This window comes from Neochlamydia sp. AcF95, from assembly GCF_018342455.1.
In the GTDB taxonomy this organism is placed as follows: Bacteria; Chlamydiota; Chlamydiia; order Chlamydiales; family Parachlamydiaceae; genus Neochlamydia.
Genome location: NZ_JAEMUC010000022.1, coordinates 1 through 19,403 on the forward strand (window position 1 = coordinate 1; position 19,403 = coordinate 19,403).

Annotated in this window: 16 protein-coding genes and 1 tRNA gene; 3 read left to right on the top strand and 14 right to left on the bottom strand. The window is 37.8% G+C overall.

Annotated features, from left to right (window positions below; translation table 11 throughout):
* Nucleotides 1–402: ISAs1 family transposase (locus NEOC95_RS01820; protein ID WP_213151153.1), on the top strand; the 402-nt coding region annotated here is incomplete at its 5' end.
* A 334-nt stretch (nucleotides 403–736) separates the two neighbouring features.
* A complete protein-coding gene (locus NEOC95_RS01825) occupies nucleotides 737–3,868 on the top strand; it encodes a tetratricopeptide repeat protein (protein ID WP_213151154.1) in 3,132 nt (1,043 codons plus the stop codon).
* A 182-nt stretch (nucleotides 3,869–4,050) separates the two neighbouring features.
* Here the strand turns inward: NEOC95_RS01825 and pdeM are convergent, their stop codons facing one another.
* The 7 genes from pdeM to NEOC95_RS01860 all read right to left on the bottom strand — a co-directional run bounded on the left by pdeM (nucleotide 4,051) and on the right by NEOC95_RS01860 (nucleotide 14,882).
* Nucleotides 4,051–4,692 carry a ligase-associated DNA damage response endonuclease PdeM gene (gene pdeM / locus NEOC95_RS01830; RefSeq protein WP_213151155.1) on the bottom strand — a complete coding sequence of 214 codons (642 nt, stop codon included), beginning with the start codon at nucleotides 4,690–4,692 and terminating at the stop codon, nucleotides 4,051–4,053.
* Nucleotides 4,689–7,100, bottom strand: a complete 2,412-nt coding sequence (locus NEOC95_RS01835) for a ligase-associated DNA damage response DEXH box helicase (protein ID WP_213151156.1) — start codon at nucleotides 7,098–7,100, stop codon at nucleotides 4,689–4,691. Before NEOC95_RS01835 ends, pdeM begins: the two co-directional genes overlap by 4 nt.
* Nucleotides 7,090–8,682, bottom strand: coding sequence for an ATP-dependent DNA ligase (locus NEOC95_RS01840; RefSeq protein ID WP_213151157.1), 1,593 nt, complete (start codon nucleotides 8,680–8,682; stop codon nucleotides 7,090–7,092). The genes NEOC95_RS01835 and NEOC95_RS01840 overlap by 11 nt, the downstream gene beginning before the upstream one ends.
* A complete protein-coding gene (locus NEOC95_RS01845; protein ID WP_213151158.1) occupies nucleotides 8,679–9,683 on the bottom strand; it encodes a ligase-associated DNA damage response exonuclease in 1,005 nt (334 codons plus the stop codon). Before NEOC95_RS01845 ends, NEOC95_RS01840 begins: the two co-directional genes overlap by 4 nt.
* Before the next feature lie 302 nt (nucleotides 9,684–9,985).
* On the bottom strand, nucleotides 9,986–12,070 hold the full coding sequence (locus NEOC95_RS01850) for a tetratricopeptide repeat protein (protein WP_213151159.1): 2,085 nt from the start codon (nucleotides 12,068–12,070) through the stop codon (nucleotides 9,986–9,988).
* A gap of 976 nt (nucleotides 12,071–13,046) precedes the next feature.
* Entirely contained in the window at nucleotides 13,047–13,349 is a 303-nt protein-coding gene (locus NEOC95_RS01855; protein ID WP_166155461.1) for a hypothetical protein, read from the bottom strand.
* A 165-nt stretch (nucleotides 13,350–13,514) separates the two neighbouring features.
* Nucleotides 13,515–14,882 (bottom strand): insulinase family protein, encoded by a 1,368-nt coding sequence (locus NEOC95_RS01860; protein WP_213151160.1) that lies wholly within the window; start codon nucleotides 14,880–14,882, stop codon nucleotides 13,515–13,517.
* Between the two features lie 160 nt (nucleotides 14,883–15,042).
* Here NEOC95_RS01860 and NEOC95_RS01865 point away from each other — a divergent pair.
* Nucleotides 15,043–15,124: transfer RNA gene (locus NEOC95_RS01865), tRNA-Leu, on the top strand.
* 224 nt (nucleotides 15,125–15,348) lie between these two features.
* Here NEOC95_RS01865 and NEOC95_RS01870 read toward each other — a convergent pair.
* The 7 genes from NEOC95_RS01870 to NEOC95_RS01900 form a co-directional block, all read right to left on the bottom strand.
* Nucleotides 15,349–15,591, bottom strand: a complete 243-nt coding sequence (locus NEOC95_RS01870; RefSeq protein WP_213151161.1) for a hypothetical protein — start codon at nucleotides 15,589–15,591, stop codon at nucleotides 15,349–15,351.
* 417 nt (nucleotides 15,592–16,008) lie between these two features.
* On the bottom strand, nucleotides 16,009–16,368 hold the full coding sequence (locus NEOC95_RS01875; RefSeq protein ID WP_213151162.1) for a helix-turn-helix domain-containing protein: 360 nt from the start codon (nucleotides 16,366–16,368) through the stop codon (nucleotides 16,009–16,011).
* Between the two features lie 190 nt (nucleotides 16,369–16,558).
* The gene (locus NEOC95_RS01880) at nucleotides 16,559–16,852 is read right to left on the bottom strand and encodes a GNAT family N-acetyltransferase (RefSeq protein ID WP_213151163.1); all 294 of its coding nucleotides are present in this window, start codon (nucleotides 16,850–16,852) and stop codon (nucleotides 16,559–16,561) included.
* Nucleotides 16,853–17,184: 332 nt separating this feature from the next.
* Entirely contained in the window at nucleotides 17,185–17,493 is a 309-nt protein-coding gene (locus NEOC95_RS01885; RefSeq protein ID WP_166155451.1) for a HigA family addiction module antitoxin, read from the bottom strand.
* A 63-nt stretch (nucleotides 17,494–17,556) separates the two neighbouring features.
* On the bottom strand, nucleotides 17,557–17,742 hold the full coding sequence (locus NEOC95_RS09575; protein WP_166155449.1) for a type II toxin-antitoxin system RelE/ParE family toxin: 186 nt from the start codon (nucleotides 17,740–17,742) through the stop codon (nucleotides 17,557–17,559).
* Nucleotides 17,743–18,338: 596 nt separating this feature from the next.
* Nucleotides 18,339–19,049 (bottom strand): sel1 repeat family protein, encoded by a 711-nt coding sequence (locus NEOC95_RS01895; protein ID WP_166157694.1) that lies wholly within the window; start codon nucleotides 19,047–19,049, stop codon nucleotides 18,339–18,341.
* A gap of 33 nt (nucleotides 19,050–19,082) precedes the next feature.
* A partial coding sequence (locus NEOC95_RS01900; RefSeq protein ID WP_213151165.1) for a transposase occupies nucleotides 19,083–19,403 on the bottom strand: 321 nt, incomplete at its 5' end.

Sequence of the window (19,403 nt, forward strand, 5' to 3'; positions counted from 1 at the left end):
GTTTGGTGTACGCATGAATTAGATTGGCTGCCCCAGAAAGAAGAATGGGTAGATCTGAATGCGCTAGTCTGCATGAGAAGCACTAGGCGCATTAAAGATAAAACATCGGTAGAGGCTAGATACTATATTGCTAGTGAAAAAGCTAGCGCTGAAAAGCATGGACTAGGCATACGCTTGCATTGGGGTATCGAAAACAAAGTTCATTGGCAATTAGATGTTTCTTATGGGGAAGATAAGAGCAAAGTCCGTAAAGACCACGGTCCCGAAAATCTATCTGTTTTGAAAAGATGTACAATGAATTTATTAAAAGCTGATACAAAAACAAAAGCAGGAATCAAGGGCAAGAGAGCAAAAGCCGGGTGGAATCGAGACTACATGATGGAAATACTAAATGGTAAATAAAATCTTCATGCAATTTCCCTGATAGAAAAGGTTTCTCAAGAGGAATAATCATGTGAATATTAAGGTAAATCACCAGGATGTAGAAATCTATAAAAGGAAATCCAATACATTAATCAAACGTATGAAAAAAGTCCCAGAGAGATTTTTTATACTAGAAGCAAGATTTATTATTTCTCGAGTAGGAAGAAACAGCATGTCAAAAGAAACGTGTTTATAAAAATTTTGTTTACTTACATCCCTACTAACAGAATGTAGAATGGCAAAAAAATAAGCAACCGGTTACAAATATCGAGATGTAAGTCCAACTATAACCAGATAAAAGAAGAATAAATTTATGAGCTTAGTGAATATACATATTAAGCCTTCTAAATTTCCTGAATTTAAGAAAATAAAAAAAGATTCTCATTATTCTCAAGAAAATACAAACCTTTATAAAAAGATTGGTTTAAGGATTTCAAGGATATTCGCGCACTTGGAACAACAAGATTTATACCGAACAGAGCTAATATGTAGAGAACAGAAGCATTTGATTGAAAACAGTACTCTGGCAGGAGAAGACTACACGCTAGCCTTAAAACGTGCTGTGCAAGAGAAAAATCGTGTCCAACAAAGCGTTTGCATAGAAAAATTAGGCGACGTCTATTTGAGCAAAGGAAAACGTGAAGCTCTTCTGCAGGCTGCAGGGCTTTACAATTATGTTTTACGCCTCACATCGACAAACAGAAAGGAAATAATTGAAGAAAAGCTTTTTGATATTCAACGAATACTCATCGAACTATGCGAAGGAAAGCCTTTAAGCCTTGAACACATGCGGAAACAATTTGAGGATAATCGTGCAGTATTAAAAAAGATTAGGGAGGATATTGAAAAGAAAATTCACGCCCTGCCAGAAACTCCTTCTTCTGCACAAGTCAGAAAGCTCTATCGTCGGATTGCTCAAAAAATAAAGTTCTTCTTTGAGAGTCTCGCAATGCAGGCCTTTGGCATCTTAGGCCCTAAACCATGTGAATATGCTATGATAGGCTTTGGTTCTCTAGCTAGAGAAGAGATGACTCCTTACTCCGATTTAGAATTTGGCATTCTTATATCAGCTGACAATACAGAAAATAGAAAGTATTTTAAGCGTCTGACCACTCTAATTCACTTAAAGGTGATCAACTTAGGAGAAACGATTCTTCCTGCTTTAAATATTCCGTGCATAAAAGAAACTGGTTTTTTTGATAGCATTACGCCACGAGGCTTTGCATTCGACGGAGCGGGTGTAGAAGGAAAGGGGTGTAAAACTCCTGTAGGTAATGGCAATTTTAGACTTATCCAAACGCCAGAGAAGATGGCACAATATATTGGTAAAGATGAGAAAGGCAAGTGGTGGCATGAGAGAGAGCCTCATCTTCCCATGGAACTTTTAACTTTTACTCATCTGCTAGGCAATCATGTATTAACCAAGCAATATAAACAAAAAATTCAACAAATACTTAATGCTCCTTATCAAGAGAACTTCAATCTTCGGCAGTATTTAGCTAAGAAACATCTAGTTGAGGAGGACATGAAAAATTTTGATCCTAGCATAGATGACTTAGAAAGGCAAGGCATGCTATTTAAAGTTAAAAACGATTTTTACCGTTTTCCTCACCTGGCTTTGGACCGTTTGGCCCTTCTTAAAAAAGTAAAAGCTTCCGACACATTTACTAGAATTGATGAATTAAACAAGCAAGAGGTTCTAACACAAATTGCATCTAAAAATTTAAAAGAGTGGATGAGCATAGCATTATTCATGCGTCTTAAGACTTATTCTCACTATCAAGCGCAACAGGAGACAATGAACCCCCTAATTAAACCTTTTGGCTTTGAGGATCATATCATTATTAAAAAGCACTTCGCTTCAAATTGTAAAACTGTAAAAAAGATAAAAAAAATTTATCAGATTTTCATACCTTTTTACCAAGCTATTCAGGAATTTTTCGCAGGCAATGAAGATACACTTAAATTTTCAATTTTAGAAGATGCCTCCCTCCAGACGCAAGGAGATATAGCTGCACGGCTTTTTCAATATAAAGAAGCTAAAGATTATTACAGTCAAGCTTTAAAAGAAAATCCTGAAAATGTAGGGGTGCTAAATGCCCTGGGAATGATCTGCTACGATCAGGGAGAGTTAGATGAAGCGATTAAATATGTTGAGAGAGCGCGCGCAATCGATGAAAGGTGCTCGGATACACCTTACCTCAATATAGTAAGGGATTACAACAATCTTGGAACGATTGCTCACTCTCAAAGAAATTTAGAAGATGCCATTAAGTACTTTAATCAAGCAATAGAAAAGATTACTGATAAAAAGCACCCTACCCTGGCAATGCTTTACAATAATTTAGGACAAATCTACCAAGTTCAATGGCATTTAGGAAAAGCCGCTGAATGCGTCAAGCACGCGATACACATTGATGGTAAAAATTTTCTTACTCTGGCCACCTATTACAACAATCTGGGAAAAATTTATCTAGACAAAAACAAGTTAAACAAAGCAACTAAATATGTCAATCACGCTCTCACCCTTAACCAGGGGCTTTTTAGTGAAAACCATTTTCGCATAGGAATCAATTATAATAATTTAGCATTGATCTACCAAGCTCAAGGAAAATTGAAAGAGGCGACTGGGTACTTTAAGCGATCTCTTGCAATTACCGGTAAGCTTTTTGGTGAAAATCATCCTGCCCTTGCAACACGCTATAATAATTTGGCAACAATATATAAAGATCGAGGAGGAGAAAAATTAAAGAAAGCCCTAATGTTTGCAAATAAAGCATGCGACATTAACATTAGACTTTTTGGTAAAAACCATCCTACACTTGCAACACGCTATAATAATTTGGCAAAAATATATAAAGATCGAGGAGGAGAAAAATTAAAGAAGGCCCTAACGTTTGCAAATAAAGCATGCGACATTAACATTAAGCTTTTTGGTAAAAACCATCCCATCGTGGCAAACGATCGCAGCACGCTAGGGACAATTTACCATGCCCAACGAAGATTAAAAGAAGCGGCTCATTGTTTTAATCAAGCATTCGACATTGATATTAAGCATTTTAAAAAAAATCATCCAAATTTAGCAATTCGTTACATTAACCGGGGAGTTGTCTACATGGATCTAAAAAAATTTATGCAAGCGGCCATAGCTGCCAAGAAAGCGCTCGATATTAACCGTAAGATGTTTCCAGATGAAAATCATCCCAATGTGGCAGTATGCTATAACAGTTTAGGAATGATTCATAAAGCTCAAGGCTTCCTAGGATGCGCGGCAGAGCATGTAAAGAAAGCTCTTATCATTAACCTAAAACTGTTTGTCAAAAATCATCCATCTATAACAATGTGCTATAATAACCTAGGAACAATTTACCAAAAACAAGGTAATATTGAGCTAGCCAACAAATGTTTCAAGCTAGCACGCAGAAATGAACCAAAGCTTGTATGACTAAGCAAACTTAGTGCCTTTTCAGATTACCAAACTTTGAGATAAGCTCTATCCTGCTTTTAGAAAAGGTAAAAATTATGAGTGAATATATCGATAAGCTACTCGCTCAGATAAAAATCTGACGCAAAGCTCAAAATAAATAGAGCGCTATACTAAAACAGTATGATAATAAGACTTGCTGCCTATATTTCGACTACCTTTTTACCGGCTAGCGCGAAGATGCGATTGTCTGCATTCTTAGTGACAGTAGAGCCTCCTACGAAATCGCTGAAGGCTGGCAAAACAGCTAGAGAATCAAAAATTTGGAAGCAACGCAAATTCAGCTGATCGTGCCTACTTTTGAGCAAAATTTGAGGGTGAAGATGTCCTGACCAAACAAAGTGGTTTTCTATGGTTATAGGAAAATGGTTAAAGTAAAAAGGCTTGATCGCCAAGTATTCTTGATGGACCTGTAATTTCCAGCCTGCCGGCATATAATTCTTTAACGCTTGATCGTGGTTGCCCAGGATAAGATCTACTGAGCAATTGATAGTAGAAAGCCACTCGCCAAATTTTGATTGCACGCCTTCAGAGAGGCCATTTTGCGCATGAATAAGATCGCCTACCACGATACAGCGTTGAGCGCCTGTATCCTCGATTATATTTTTAAGGTTGATTAAATCTTGATCCATGGCCCCTTCAGGTACAGCAATTCCCGCTCTTTGCATGGTGGCTGCTTTTCCGAGGTGAATATCCGCGACTATTAAGGCTTTATTCTCCTCCCAATAAGCAGCTCTTTGTGGTAACAATTGAATAGTCTGTTCACGGATTTTTATCGCTATCATTTTCTTTTCCAGCTACTTTTAATTTTCTCAATACGCTCTTCTAAAGTTTCATTGGTAAGATGGCCACTCACTCTTTCTATATAAAGAGGCAGAGCAAAGGGGCTTAATTTGGCGGGGTGTGTAAGAATGATAAGGGAGGTCGATAATCTTTTCAACACTTGCAAAATTCTATTTAACTCAAATTGCTGATGGATTACCTCACTTTTTGCTTGTTGGATCAATAAATTCGAGGGGTCATATTTACTAAAAACTTCATAGAGCAAGCTGCTGCTCACCTGCACTTGACGATGAGTCTTATGTTTGCCTGGATACCCTTGAAAAATAAGCCCTGAAATGCGGGCGATGTCCCGAAAAGAAGAGCGCGCTAACTCATGCAGATTGATAAGCGAGGTGATCTCTTCTTCCAGCTTATCGAAAGCAAATAAAGCATTATTTAAACTTTCTTCGTGGAAAGGCACGCAGCTAAGAATTTCCAGGCCGTAATCATTAGAACTTAAGGTAAATGTACCAGGGTTACTTTTAGATAAGCGGGAAGCAATAATATAAGCAAGCCCCTGATGGACAGCTTTTCCTTCAAAAGGATAAAAAAAAAGATGCCAGCCCTCTCGTGATTTTAAACTCTCGATAAGCATCTCATTTTCATGGGGAATGGAGGAGAGCTTTTTTTGTATGGCAAGAATTTGCTCTAAAAAAGCATTTTCCGGGTAGATCTCTTGAGAGGGATTTAATGATTCTCTTAACATTTTTCCTAAAGGAGCTGAGAAGGGAAGTCTGCCACCGCGCCATACGGCAGCAGTCTTAGGCACCCCTTTACTGAGGCGCACATAAGCTGTTAGGTCACGAAATTGAATAAGTTCTAAGAGACGTCCCCCAAATAAAAAACGATCGCCTTTTTTCAAGCTGGATAAAAAATTCTCTTCGATGATCCCTAAAGATTTTCCATTGCTCATTTTAACAGGAATATGAGGTTCTGAGGTGATCGTACCGATATTCAAGCGATGAAACTGTATAATTTTTCTATCGACAACCTTATAAAGATCTTTTTCTATAATAAGCTTTTTATATTCAGGATAGGCCGTTAAAGCTTTCCCTCCATGAATTAAAAATTCTAGGCAGCTATCCAGCTCTTCTAAGGTTAGATCTTTAAAGGCATAGGTCGTTTTAATCTCTTTAAACATTTCATTCTTATTAAATCCTCCACCAATCGCACAAGTGACTAAGTGCTGGATAAGAACATCGAACGTATGCGTCAAGGGTAGACGATTTTCAATCAATTGCTGCTGTAAAGCTTTACGATAGCTTTTCAATTCAGCAATCTCTAAAGCATGGGTAGGAACAATCAGCAAGCGACAAGGAGTAAGAGGACGGTGAGAGGAACGACCTGCTCTTTGCAATAGACGGGCAATACTTTTAGGCGATCCTACTTGAATCACTTGCTCTACAGGAGAAAAATCAATTCCTAAATCCAACGAAGAAGTACACACTACGCATTTTAAGATTCCCTCTTTCAGACGTTGTTCGATCAGTTCTCTTTCTTTTTTATCAATCGAGCTGTGATGCAGGCCTATTAAATTTTTCCATTCGGGCTTAGCCTCTTCTATTGCTTGATACCATCGCTCGGCTTGCGAGCGAGTATTGGTAAATATCAAGGTCGATTGGTGAGGAGAAAGCTTTGTAAGGACATAGGGAAGCATGCCTAGACCCGATTTTCCTGCCCATGGTAGCTTTTCTATGCTACTCGGTAATAAAGTCTCTAGGATAACTTCTCTTGGCATCTTAGTCACAATCAAAGAAGCTTTACGATCTATGCCTACACAAACCTGCGCGGCTTGCTCCAGATTGCCAAGCGTGGCTGTCAGCCCCCATATCCTTACACTTTTACTCCAGCTTTTTAAACGCGCTATACAAAGCTCTAGTAAGACACCACGTTTTGTGCCCAAAAGTTCATGCCACTCATCGATAATAAGGGCCTGTAAGTGGGCAAACTGTTGTTTGGCTTCTGCATTGCTTATCACCAGAGCCAAGCTTTCGGGGGTAATCAGCAAAATCTCCGGAGGATTCTTAGCTTGCTTAGCTCTTCGGTTTGTCGTGGTGTCTCCTGTTCTTTTTTCTACTCGATAGGGAAGCTTAAGATCAAGAATAGGCTGTTGAAGCGCTAGTTGAATATCACTGGCCAAGGCTCTTAAAGGGGTAACATAGAGAATTTGCACACCTTTAGCACGATGATGATGGAGGTGGGATAAAGCGGCAAGGTAAGCTGCGTAGGTCTTACCTGCCCCCGTAGGGACCGAAATTAACCCATCCTTTGCTTCAAAAAATGCTTTCCAAGCTTCTTGCTGAAAGGCAAGGGGGCTCCATTCTTTTATTTTTAACCAATCTAGAATGAAAGCTAATTCTTTATTGCTCATTCAAAAATTCTAGCTTAATTTGTTGCAGGGTGTCGCATTCTGTAAAAGGCTTATCAGTTCTCCAGCGTGCAATACGAGGAAAACGTAAAGCGATCCCCGATTTATGCCTTTTAGAACTCTGGATCCCTTCAAAGGCTATTTCAAAAACTTGTTCAGCTTTCACTTTACGCACAGGGCCAAATTTTTCTTCGGTATTACGCCTAATCCATCGATCGAGCTTATCAATTTCTTGCTGAGATAATCCCGAATAAGCTTTAGTGATAGGAATGAGTTCCTGCTGATGCCACACGCCAAAAGTATAATCTGTATATAAATTTGCTCTTCTACCCGTGCCTGCTTGAGCATAAAGAAGAACGGCATCAATGGTCATAGGATCTATTTTATATTTCCACCAATTTCCTCTTTGCCTCCCTGTACCATAGGGGGAGTTCAAGCGCTTAAGCATAATCCCTTCGGTTAAAGTATGCTTAGCCATTAAGCGTTTTTCATGGATCTGCTCCCATGCGTTAAAAGCAATGAGAGGAGAGATTAAAAATTTTGGATGAATTTCTGCTAATTCTTCTAAAATCTTACGTCGATTGATTAAAGCTTCTTTTCGGAGGTCTACACCGTTGTATTCTAAAAGATCATAAATCATGAATACGACGGGAGCTTCTTTTTGGATAGCTTTGGAGGGTGCTTTTCTTCCTAGCCTTTTTTGCAAGATCCCAAAGGATAAAGGGGTTTCATTCTCATAAGCAAGGATTTCGCCATCTAACACTGTTCCATGGGGAAATTTTTGTATTCCTTCTAGGATTTCGGGAAATTGATCGGAGATAAGCTCATTACCGCGCGACCAAATGGCTGCTGCTTTTTCTCTAAAAACAACTTGGGCGCGGATACCATCCCACTTCCATTCTGCCTGCCATTCATGGGGATGGGATAAAGCTTCCAAGTTTCCTTCCAAAGGCGAAGCTAGGTAAAAAGGATAAGGATTTAAGTAGTTATTTTTTTCTTCGACAACTCTTAAGCTATCAAAAAAATTGGCAGTAGGCTGCCAATGACCCATGACACGTTGACTTAACACCTCTTTGGGCACCTCAAGAGCTTGGCTTACAGCTTTAATAGCCGATAGCTGAGAAACGCCGATGCGAAAGCCCCCGGTAAGAATTTTATTAAAGATAAAAATCTCTTTTTTACTTAAGCTCTTCCAGATTTCTACAACCGTACTTTTTTGCTCTTCCTCTTTCTTGGACTTTAAAGGTAGAATAAGGTTTGCCATCCAGGCAGACAAAGGCAAATCAATCAAATGATTTTTACTATAGGATTGCTCTAACAATAAAGATATTGTTTCGGCGGTATCCCCTACTGAGGCATAGGATTCTTCAATCAGCCAGGCTGGCAATTGGGTAATCTCTCCACACCAGGTGAGTAAAGTCTTAGAGCCTATTAGTCTTTTTAACCTATGTCCACTTAAGAAAAATAATGCCCAGGCGCCATCTTCGGAAGGAACCTTTTTAAAGTATTCTTCCATATAGCGTAGCTTTTCATTAGTCGATGAAGTTTGATCAATCAGATCAAATAATTCTGTAAAATTTTTCAATCGATCTCTTCCTCTAGAACATCTAATCCTTTTAATTCCCTCGCATCAATATGCAACTGCTCGCGCAAATATCTTGCTAATCCATCGGTGTTGCCATGGGTAGTTAGCACAACTTTAGCTTGGCTCTGCTTAATCGTTTGTATTAATCCTTCCCAATCCGCATGATCGGATAGCACAAATCCTTGGTCCATGCCTTTTCTTTTACGGGCGCCCCTTACTAGCATCCATCCTGAAGCTGCAGCTGCACGAAAGTGAGGAAAACGTTTTAGCCAAGGTGAGCCTGCGGCAGAAGGAGGCGCTAAAATCAGATCTTTTGAAAATGTATAGCTTTTTGGTTGTTCACTACAGGCCATAAAGGGCAGCATCTCAATCCCCTTTTCTGCATAGATTTTCGTTAAGGGCATCATGGCTCCATGCAAGTAGGCGGTTTGGTCTGTGAAAGACTTTAATAAAGAGAGGATACGTTGAGCTTTTCCTAATGAATAAGAATAAATAATGGAGGGGTGATTGCCGGCTTTGTTTTCTTCCCACCACTCAAACATCTCCTTAGCTATTTCCAAACTATCTTGCCAGCGATAGATAGGCAAGCCAAAGGTAGATTCGGTGACAAATATATCGCATTCTAATGTTTCAAAAGGCTGGCAAGTGGGATCTAAAGCTCTTTTGTAATCACCGGAGATAACGGTGACGGTGCTATCTGTTTCTATACGTATTTGCGAAGAGCCTAAAATATGACCTGCCGGATGAAGGGATACCCAACAATCTTTTATTTTCAACTTTTCACCATAGGAAAGCACCTGTAACGAAATATTACTTCCTAATCTATGGAGCAGTAAATCTTTTGAATCTTTTGAAGCGATATAATGCTGATGGCCGCGATAGGCGTGATCTCCGTGAGCATGGGTAATGATAGATAAGGGCACGGGCTTCCATGCATCAATATAAAATTGCCCCGGGCAACAATATAATCCCTCCCGTCTCACTTCTAAGGGAATTTTCATTTGGACCTTTGCCGGTAGATAAGTTTAACGTGCAAAAGCTTTTTTGCTGGCATTTACGGCTTTCTTATCTAATCCACGATCCTTAACAAGAATTAAATAAATTAGCCCACCGCAAATCCCTTGCTAAAGCTGTCTTTTTTTTGTCCTTAAAGGGGCCAATAGTTAAGCAATAGCAAAGCAAAGGAAAATATTTGGAATTTGCTTAAGTAAAATCCTAAATTAGGCAGCTCTTCGGCTAGCTAGCCTCCTAATTTTATTCATCTTGCAGCTTACTTTTTAGTTTCCTTATCTCTTGGGTGTCTTCAATCTTCTAAATGGTTGTGCTTAGAGGCAAGGTGAGAGATAAATTGTCTAAAGGCAGGCGTGTCAATTAGGTTTTCTAACCACTCATCATTAAGCATATCCTCTAAGGCTGGCAGCGTTCCTGCCTGCTCGGCTCGCTCTAAATAGTGCATAGCCGAAGGATAGTTCTGTAATAAAGAATGCATACAGGCTAAATTATAAAAAGTATGGGCACAGCCTAAAGACAACGCATGCATGAATTTTTGCTCGGCTTCCTGATAATAAGTTTTACTGCGCTCTGGACGAATTTCTTCATGCACCAATTCTGCTATATTTAAAAAAGCTAATCCACAATCATTCCAAGCCATCTCATCTTCGATGTCTATATTCAAGACCACTCGAAAATGTTCAATAGCGCTATGTAAAATATCTACATCCGAGGTTGCTTCTCCTAGATGTGATAAAGTTACGGCTAAATTATAGCGAGCATTCGTAAAATTGGGATCAATTTCTAATGCTTTATTTAAAACAGTAATGGCTTTTTCATAATGAGAAACCTCTTCTGAAAAGTCCCCTAGAAAATCAAGGGCACAGCCATAATTATAGAGCCATTCAGGTTCATAGTGTCGATGATAAAAAGCTTCTTCCTGTAGGTTAATTATCTTCTCAAATTTTTGGATGGCTGCTTCCAAATAATTTTTATCATTTGTAAGCTCGGAAAGCTTCATTAGAGCTAAGCCCCAATCGTTCCAAAACTGAAATGAAGATTGTCCTCCTAAATCGCAAGCTTTTTGAAAGCAATTAACAGCATTTTCCACTTGCTGGGAATCATTCCAATATTCACCAATATAAAAATACGAGGTGGCAAGGCCATACCATAATGCAGAATCTTGCTTATGAAGGGTAAGCCCATGCTGGAATTTATCGGCAGCTTGCACGTAATAGCTTTCCTCACCAAAGTAGCGCCCGAGCTCATTTAAGCAAGCACCGTATAAAGCCCAAATGTGTGGATTTCTAGGAATTAACTTAAGGCTACGCGTAATCTTGTGTTCGGCTGAATGCAAAAGAGCAAGAGATTCTGTATGTATGCCGAAAATCATTTCAGCCTCTCCCCCAAAAGCAAGAAGCAAGGGATGATCTGGATCAATTTGGGTAGCTTTAGTAAATTTCTCAATGCAAGCAACATTATAAGTGGGGTTTTTTTGTAACTTACAGGCGTTTAAATAGAGTTTCCCCCACCGTAGCCATAAGAAAAAGTTAGCTTCCTGCCCTTTGGCAGCCTCTTCAAAAGCAGTTTGAGCAAGTTCAAAATGCTGCAGATCACCTTTAAGATCGTAGAGCTTCTCATAGCAAAGAGCAAGCTTAAGCCATCGATCGGAGCATTCAGGCTCTTCACAAACAGCTAAATGATAATACTCTATCGCCTCTTCGCAATATTTATGCTGTTTAATAAGCTCGCTTAGCTCCACTAATGCCTCTGCCATATCTTGCCAAAAATCTGCACATTGGTGGCCTAATTGCTGGGCTTGTCGATATCTTTGGATAGCTTGATGAAAATCTACCGGCTCTTCAGAAGAAAGGCCGATAAGGTAGCAACTTAATCCCCATTTCCAAAAAAAACGGGATTTAACTTCTACCGGCTGATTTTCTAACAGAGCATACCCTGCCTGAAATTTATACTGAGCTTTTTGAAAATAATAGGGGTTTTGATGAAATAAGCCACTTAAGATTAAAGTTTCTGCCCCCATTAAATAGGCTTCAAAAAAGTTAGCATCCCGAGCAATAGCTTGGGCAAAAGCTTCTATGGCAGCAGCAAGACAGCGAGCATTTTCTTTTTGGGAAGCAAACACTTTTCCTTTAAGGAAATAAATAATAGCATGAGAAGGGGCCAGGCTTTCAGCCAAGGCAAAACTCTCTTGGAAGTTCACACTTCCTCTTTTAAGTTCTAACTCACCTTTTTTAATGAATAACTTAGCTAAAAGAATTTTTTCCTCATTCCCTAAAGAATGGAGGTTATAGGAAGCGGTGAAGCTATCTAATAAATCGAAAGCTTCTTTTTCTATAATTTCTTGCAGCTTTTTAGAAATTGAAATGTCATTATCCATAAACGACCATCTTATTATTCATAAAATGTTATACTTTTTTAAGATAATTTACAATCTTTACCTAGATGAGCCTTCTTTAAGCTCATCTTATTGATATACAAGATCCTTTATTATGTCTACCTCAACTTTTTTGTATACAGCTCTCGCTGCTTATCTCACCTTCTAAAAGCTGTTAGCAGCATCCCTAAATTCACCTTGCTATCAAGCACTTAAAAACACTAAAACCATTAAATTATTATCGGAAATTATTCACAATTTTTAATCAATGGCTTTTTGGTAAAAAATTTTCGCCAGCCTCTTATGCTATCCCCAACATACAAGCTATTTTACCTCTAGAAGCAACTTATCCCCGAGAAAAAATGAAATAAATTTTATGACTTATTCACTCTTGCTGGATAACCAATCAGTAGGTTGAGAAGAAATATATGACTACCTACCCAAAGATTCATCGGCCTACCTTAGGGATAATGCTTTTTATCATTTAAAGCTAGCCTTATCATAAGAGCTTTAGGGCAAGTATGATAAGCGCTTTTATTCTGCGCTTAAGGAACTATAAAAAAATGATTGAGCACACATTTTTCAAGAAAACTATTTTGGTACTTTAAACAATTTTCTTGCTCGGTAAGCTTAAGAGGATTTATATCGCGAGATAATAAAAAATTTTTACTCCTTATTTAGCAAATTTCTGTTATGGAATGATAGGCGTGGTGCAAGCAAATGAATGAAAGGTAGCCAGCTTTCCCGTAATATGAAGCAGTTACTTTTATTTTTAAAACTTAAGATAGATTCAGCATTTATCGAGAAAACATATCGTAGCCATCATGGGTAAAAATCTAAAGTTATTTTTTTTAATTAATCCTTTCTTAAAAGGCATATTTTCTTCATGAATAACAGCTTATTTAAAGTTCTCTCTTAATAATTTTCAAGCAAGTTGCTCACTCAACCTAAGCAGATAAAAGATAAAAGAAGCTCTTAACTAAACATTTTCGCAAGCTGTTCTCATCCTTTCGATGACGTTTGTCACATACTCTTTAGAAGGAGGCTCTAATCCTTCGGCTGTGTAGTAAGCAAAGGCTGCTACGCCTGCACCAATAAATACAATAGGCGCCCAAGTAATCGTAAAAAAGGCTGTTACGATACCCGCTATAAGCGCCACAGATGCTATCTTTGCTATCAAGATGTCTCGAATCTCCGCGGTGTTATTAAAGCGAAAATTATCGAGGCAGTCTCCATTGATCAGCCGAGTACTATAAAACTGAATTTGATCGATTAATCCCATACATCCTCTTTTATTAAATTATAATTAAAAAAAACCAAGTGTAAAAAAAATGTTATTAACAAGAGCAACATTTATTATTAAGATATTTAAAATTCACTTAGAAGGCAAATCATTTATTAAGCTCTCCAATTTACCCAAATTGAAGCAAAAAGAACAAGAAAAATACTAGTCTTCTAAATGTAAAGGAGTATATTCATCAATTAATAAAGAATGACAAAGCGTAAAATGGATTTCTTTAGGATCCACCACTTGAGGCATTTGAAATCCTTCTACAATTTTTTTAGAATCCCATTTCCATAGATAATGATTAGACAAAAGAATAATCCAATAATCGTGACTACACCCCCACAACTTTGCCTTTTTTTGCTTAAGCTGAGAGGCAGCTGTCACTTCATCTAAAGAAAAGCCTTCATTACATATACTTTTTATCTGCTGTAAAGCTAAGTTTAAAGTAGAATTAATCTGTTTATCATCCACATGAAATTGAACGGTTATCCACGGATATTCTAAAGAAGGATATAAGGGTAGTTCATACCTTACATCCATTCCCCTACTCTCCGAAGAATGGTTTCTTAAACGAGTCTCTATCATCTGACAAGCAAGCTCCAAATGTTCTAAGCGGGTAGGATCCAAACAGAGATGAAGAGGCAAAGACAAATAAACTAAACTTTCTTGGCTATGGGAAAGATGGTGAATTTTAGTCACCCTAACTTTAGGAGCTTTCTTATAATGAGGAAGGATAAATTTCTGATCTATCTTTTGGACATCCAGGGTGGAGAAACTATCCATACAAAGTTTTTTTATTTTTTCGATATTAAATTTACCTACAATGATGCAAACAAAGTCGGCAGGATTAGAAAAAGCTGCACGAAAAAACTTTTCAGACTGACCTAAGTTAGCTTTTTTAAGATCCTTAAAACTTAAAGGGTTTAAAGCATGCTGTTCATGCACCGCAATAACCCTTAAAAGTTTATCGCTATCTACTTCTCTACCTCTTCGTATCAATTCATCCTTTTTACTTTTTAATACCTGATTGAAAGCCTCAGGAGTACATCTGGGCTGCTGAAAAATCTTTTTAACTAACGTAAAAAATGTATCCAGACTTTCGGGGGGAAAAGAAGCATCAATGGATCGAACGAAAGGCTCTATTTTAATATTCAATTCTATGGATTGATCATATAAGAGCGCCGCTAGCTTGTCAGGACACCATTCTCCTATTCCAGATTCCATCGCAACACTTGCTGCCAATTCAGCTGAAGCGCGATCTTCAGGTTCTACAGATCCATAACCACCTAAGGCCACCAAACGCACGGAGATTTCATTCTCTTCATCATTTGTTTGCTTCAATATGACTCTCATGCCATTTTTCAAGCGACATTCACTTATAGAAAGGGTAAAGAATTCTTTTTCATCCAAAACTACCTCTTGGGCAAGATCCTCAGGGTTAAAAGATAAAGATTGGGCGTTTTCTAAGGTCTCAAGAGAAAAGAAAGGCAAGATGCACAGAAAAAAAAGATAAATTTTATCAAGCATAAACCGTCATTTTTAAAAAATTAAATATTATTTCGGAGTATAACAAGGGATTGTTAAGAAATATTAAAGAAACTTTTTTTCCTTTTGCTGATTTTAAGTAATACACATTGACAAGAAGGGTGGAAATTGCTTAACCTAGCCACATATTTATAATTTTTGAGCCCAAGTGGTGAAATTGGTAGACACGCCAGATTTAGGTTCTGGTGCCGTAAGGTGTGTAGGTTCGAGTCCTATCTTGGGCAAATTTCCAGAAATAGTAATATTTCTGGTTTTTCATTTTATAAGTAGTTGGTTTTTTTGTAAGACAAGCCTTAGAACTAGCTTTATTTTTGCGACTCAATATTTTCCACCCTATAAAACTAATTTTCCAGGTTACATAAAAAACAAACATTTTCCGTTTCACATCCAAAAGCGACATTTGGAAGTAAGCATCCCTATGTGTCAAAAGATTAATGCCCTACCTGCTCTATTTTTCAAAAGCTGTGCCCTCAGACCTTAGGGCTTCCCTATCAAGCTTTAATTTCTCTATCTGAGTCTGACTATGAGGTTTAAGACGGTTATAAAAGTCAGCTTCCAGCTGGCCTGTTACAAATCCTTGCTGATCAAACTTACGTAGGTTAGCTTCATGGTTAGTTAGCTGGCTCTTGAATTTGCTGAGCTTCTCTCTCTCTCTCTCTCTCTCTCTCTCTATCACCTTCTTTAGCTTCAAAAGCAGCTTCCATCATGGCTAAATAGAGTTCTACCTCTTCTGGATTAGGACAAAGGTTTTTCAAGTAAATATCAAACTTATCATTAATCCCTTAAGGCACTCACGTCCCCTCTATATCTTCTAGGACAGTGGATAACAAACCTATTTGCTGTCATGGCCAGAAGAGTGACTTTCGGTCAATTTTCGACCGCAATCCGAGCTCTTTAGATGACAGCTTATGGGATATACCCCACAATTTTCCTCTCGATTTCGCCCACCAAGAACCTCATTCGAGGGTAAACAATAATGTTACATGTGATATATGGCTCAGAAAGAGCTTATCTAGGAAAAGCTTCAGCATATGTCAGAGAACCTCTGAAATATTCTCAAAACTCATATCTTTAATTTGTAAATCATCTAGGGTTTAAGCCATTCCTTTTATTTTCCTAAGGCAGCAAGGGGCGTATTCGAATGGGATTCACTAATCCGGGTGTGACCGCGTAATGCGGATTTGGCAGGACTAATCATAATACTAACATCTTGGCCTAATTCATTGAGGAAGCGGATAAGTCGCTCAAGTGAAAAGCTACGCAATCTTCCGCGAATTAAAGCAGAGATTTTTGGTTGGTCTATTCCTAAAATTTCGGCAGCTTGCTTTTGATTGAGTTTTTTCTTTTTAATAAGTTTAGCAATCTGGCGAGCAAGTTCAGCTTTAGCTAAAGCTTCCTCAGGATTTTCAATGCTTAGATCAGCCAATACATTCCCGGAACTTTCTTCGTACTTAATCACTTTTTTCATAACTGTCTTCCTTTCTCTTTTAATTCCTTATACAGAAATTCTGCTTCTTTTAAACGACGTTTGACTGGCTTTTCAATCTTTTTTTAAGCTGTTGCTTTCTCTCTTTTTTAGATTTAAAAGTAGTTATTAAGCTAGATGAATAGAAATCTTCCGCTTATATTTGATAAGGAAAGCCTTTCAAATACTCCTCCTATTTTATCGGAAACTCAAAAATGGAAATGTTTGCTCGTTCTTTCCATCCTCTTTTAGGATAAATTTTTTTTTCATAAATAGGATTATCTTTACTATTTTCTAAGAACAATCTCATACAATTTCGCTTTTTTACTTCCTCTACAACAGCTTCTAATAACTGTGTCCCAACGCCTTTTTGCCTAGCAATACGCCTCACATAAAAGCTTGAAACAAAAGCTTCGGGAAAATCCGTCCAAAGTTCCTTTAACCCTTGAATAAGAATATAACCAATAATTGTGCCATTTTGATCCATAGCTATTAAAAAGAGTTAATTGATTAGCTTCCTCCATGGCTTGCAAACAAGAAAGAACTCTTTCTCTCAGCTTATCCTCATTCTCTTTCTTCTATCCACTATCTTCAAACTGTTCGTTAAGAAAAGAAACGAATGCTTTGCTGTCGTTTTCCTGAAATTTTTTAATTAAATACATTTACAAACCCATTAATCTGTTAGCCCATGAGCATTGGCATAAGAGCCTAGCTGGCACTTCATACACCCATGGCCCTAAGAAGTCATTCTTGCATTTAAGAGAAGAGGTTTTTAAATCGCTGACGGCTATTCGATTGAATATCGAAGGAACATTAAAATTAAAAACCTACGACTTTTAGTGCAGGTATTCGAGGAATCGGCTGATGGTTTTGCCTTGCAAACCAAAGATCATATCCATTTTGAAGATTAAGCCAAAATTCAGGCGAGGTTCCTAAGGCATCCGCAAAATCTAGAGCTATTGCCTCCGTTACGCCTCGTTTTTTGTTGATGATTTCACTAATTTTAGGTTGAGTCCAAGTCCCACCCAGGTAACTAGCAAATTGCGCTTGTGAAAGTTTAAGGGGCTTAAGAAATTCTTCTAGCAATACCTCTCCAGGATGTATGGGTGATCTATTTTTTGGAAGCATGATTTCCTCTTTTCTTGCCTAATGATAATCTATAATTTCAACTTGCTCTGGTCCTCGGATGCCCTAAGAGAATACAACTCGATATTGAGCATTAATACGAATGCTGTATTTACCTTTAAAGTTTCCTTTTAAGACCTCCAGTATATTTGCTGGTGGCACTTTAAGGTCACTTAAGTTAATGGAGGCATTTAACATATCTAACTTTCTACAAGCAATTGAGTATAATGAGGGATCTAATCTTTTTCTCATACGCTTAGAGTTTACCCCGTGGAAATGTCTAAGGTGGACTTCAGCAAGCAATTGAATTAAGCTTTTTATCTCATTTTTATTCCATTATATCGAATATCGATATAGTGTAGGATAGAAAATCCAGTTACCTTAAAACAGAGCAGGCCTCTTGCGAGGCCTACATATTTAATTCCAAGTTATAGATTTTGCGATTAAGTTGAAGAAAAGGGCAAATCTTTTAAGCCTATCTCTGAAGCGATCTACTATGATTTAAAATTGTTTGAAAAGCTCGATCACATTCTCATCACAAGAGAGCATTTTAAGCGGACCTTAAGTTCCTGAGTTGTTGCCAGCAGCTCTTAAATCGGAATTATCAGTAACTCTATCTGCTTCTCAAGAAGCTGAACATACGTTTGAACTTCTTGAAGAAGTGGGTGTAAAAACACCCTCCCTACTTACAAGTAAATTTTTTTAATTTTAAAGTATTTTCCAACCTAGCAAAATTCTTACGTAGAGGAAAGAGGAAGAATTACTTTTTCAATAACTATTTCTTCCGCGTTAAACATATATAAGCTCTCTTATTCAGCTTTATTTTAGCTGAAGGAAGATTTTTTAATTTAAACTTCTTTTTCAATGCAGGCAAGCTTTTGGCTTGTCAATTGCTTTACAACTGGATCAGAAGAATGAAATGCTGCCTGGCTATACCAATAGCGAGCTAAATTTTCATCTTTTTCTATTCCTTCTCCATTTTCATAGCAGTAAGCCAACATCAATTCCGCTTTTGCATGGTTTGCTAGATTTATAGCTCGTCTGTAATATTCTAAAGCGTATTTCATATCTACTTCTACGCCGTTTCCCTGATAGTAACAATTTCCTAGCTGAAATAAACATTCTGCCCTAGCACTTTCTTCTAAAAGAGAATCATTAGCAAATAAGTAATTCCAATAAAGAGGGGATTCTAAATCTTTTTTGGTAAATAAAGGCTGAAGCTCTTGTTTATTGGGATTGAGGGAGTAATAATAAATATCCTTAATTTTTGCTTGTGTGGATGGGCTATATATTCCGTCAACTTCTTGAAGGAAGCGGGTAAATTGGCATCCATCATAAAATGTAGTCTGATTGGCTTCATCTACCACTGCTGCTAAAATGTAATCTAAATCTTTTTTAGCATTTTCATCCGCAAGTTCTACAAAACGTTTATTTCTGCACCACTCAATTTTTTCAAGGAGACTAGAGAGTTCAAAACTAATCTCGGGGTTTTTTACTTCTTGCCCCTTAACTAAGGAGGGACTATAATTGCTACTTATATTTGAATCATTTATAAACATAATCAACCTCATTATTTATTTTATTTAATGAGCCTATCCCGATAATCTGCCTATCCAAAACATTATAAGACTAAAATTTAATAACCCTTTCCAATATTTCACTTGTCTTTCCCATCGCACAACGATTCTTCTAAACTTTCGTTGTAGCCAAGATATGGCTCTTTCAACTTGCCACCTCCATTTCTTGAGCTGGCAGACAATCACCTCAGCTTTCTTGATAGCCCCTATTCTTCGCCTAGGTATAAAGGGATATATTTTCCTTTTTAGCAACTTTTCCCTAAGTTCCTCTGAGTCGTATCCTTTATCAGCTTCTAAAATAGGTATGACTTGGCAGAATTCATAAAGCCTTTGCAG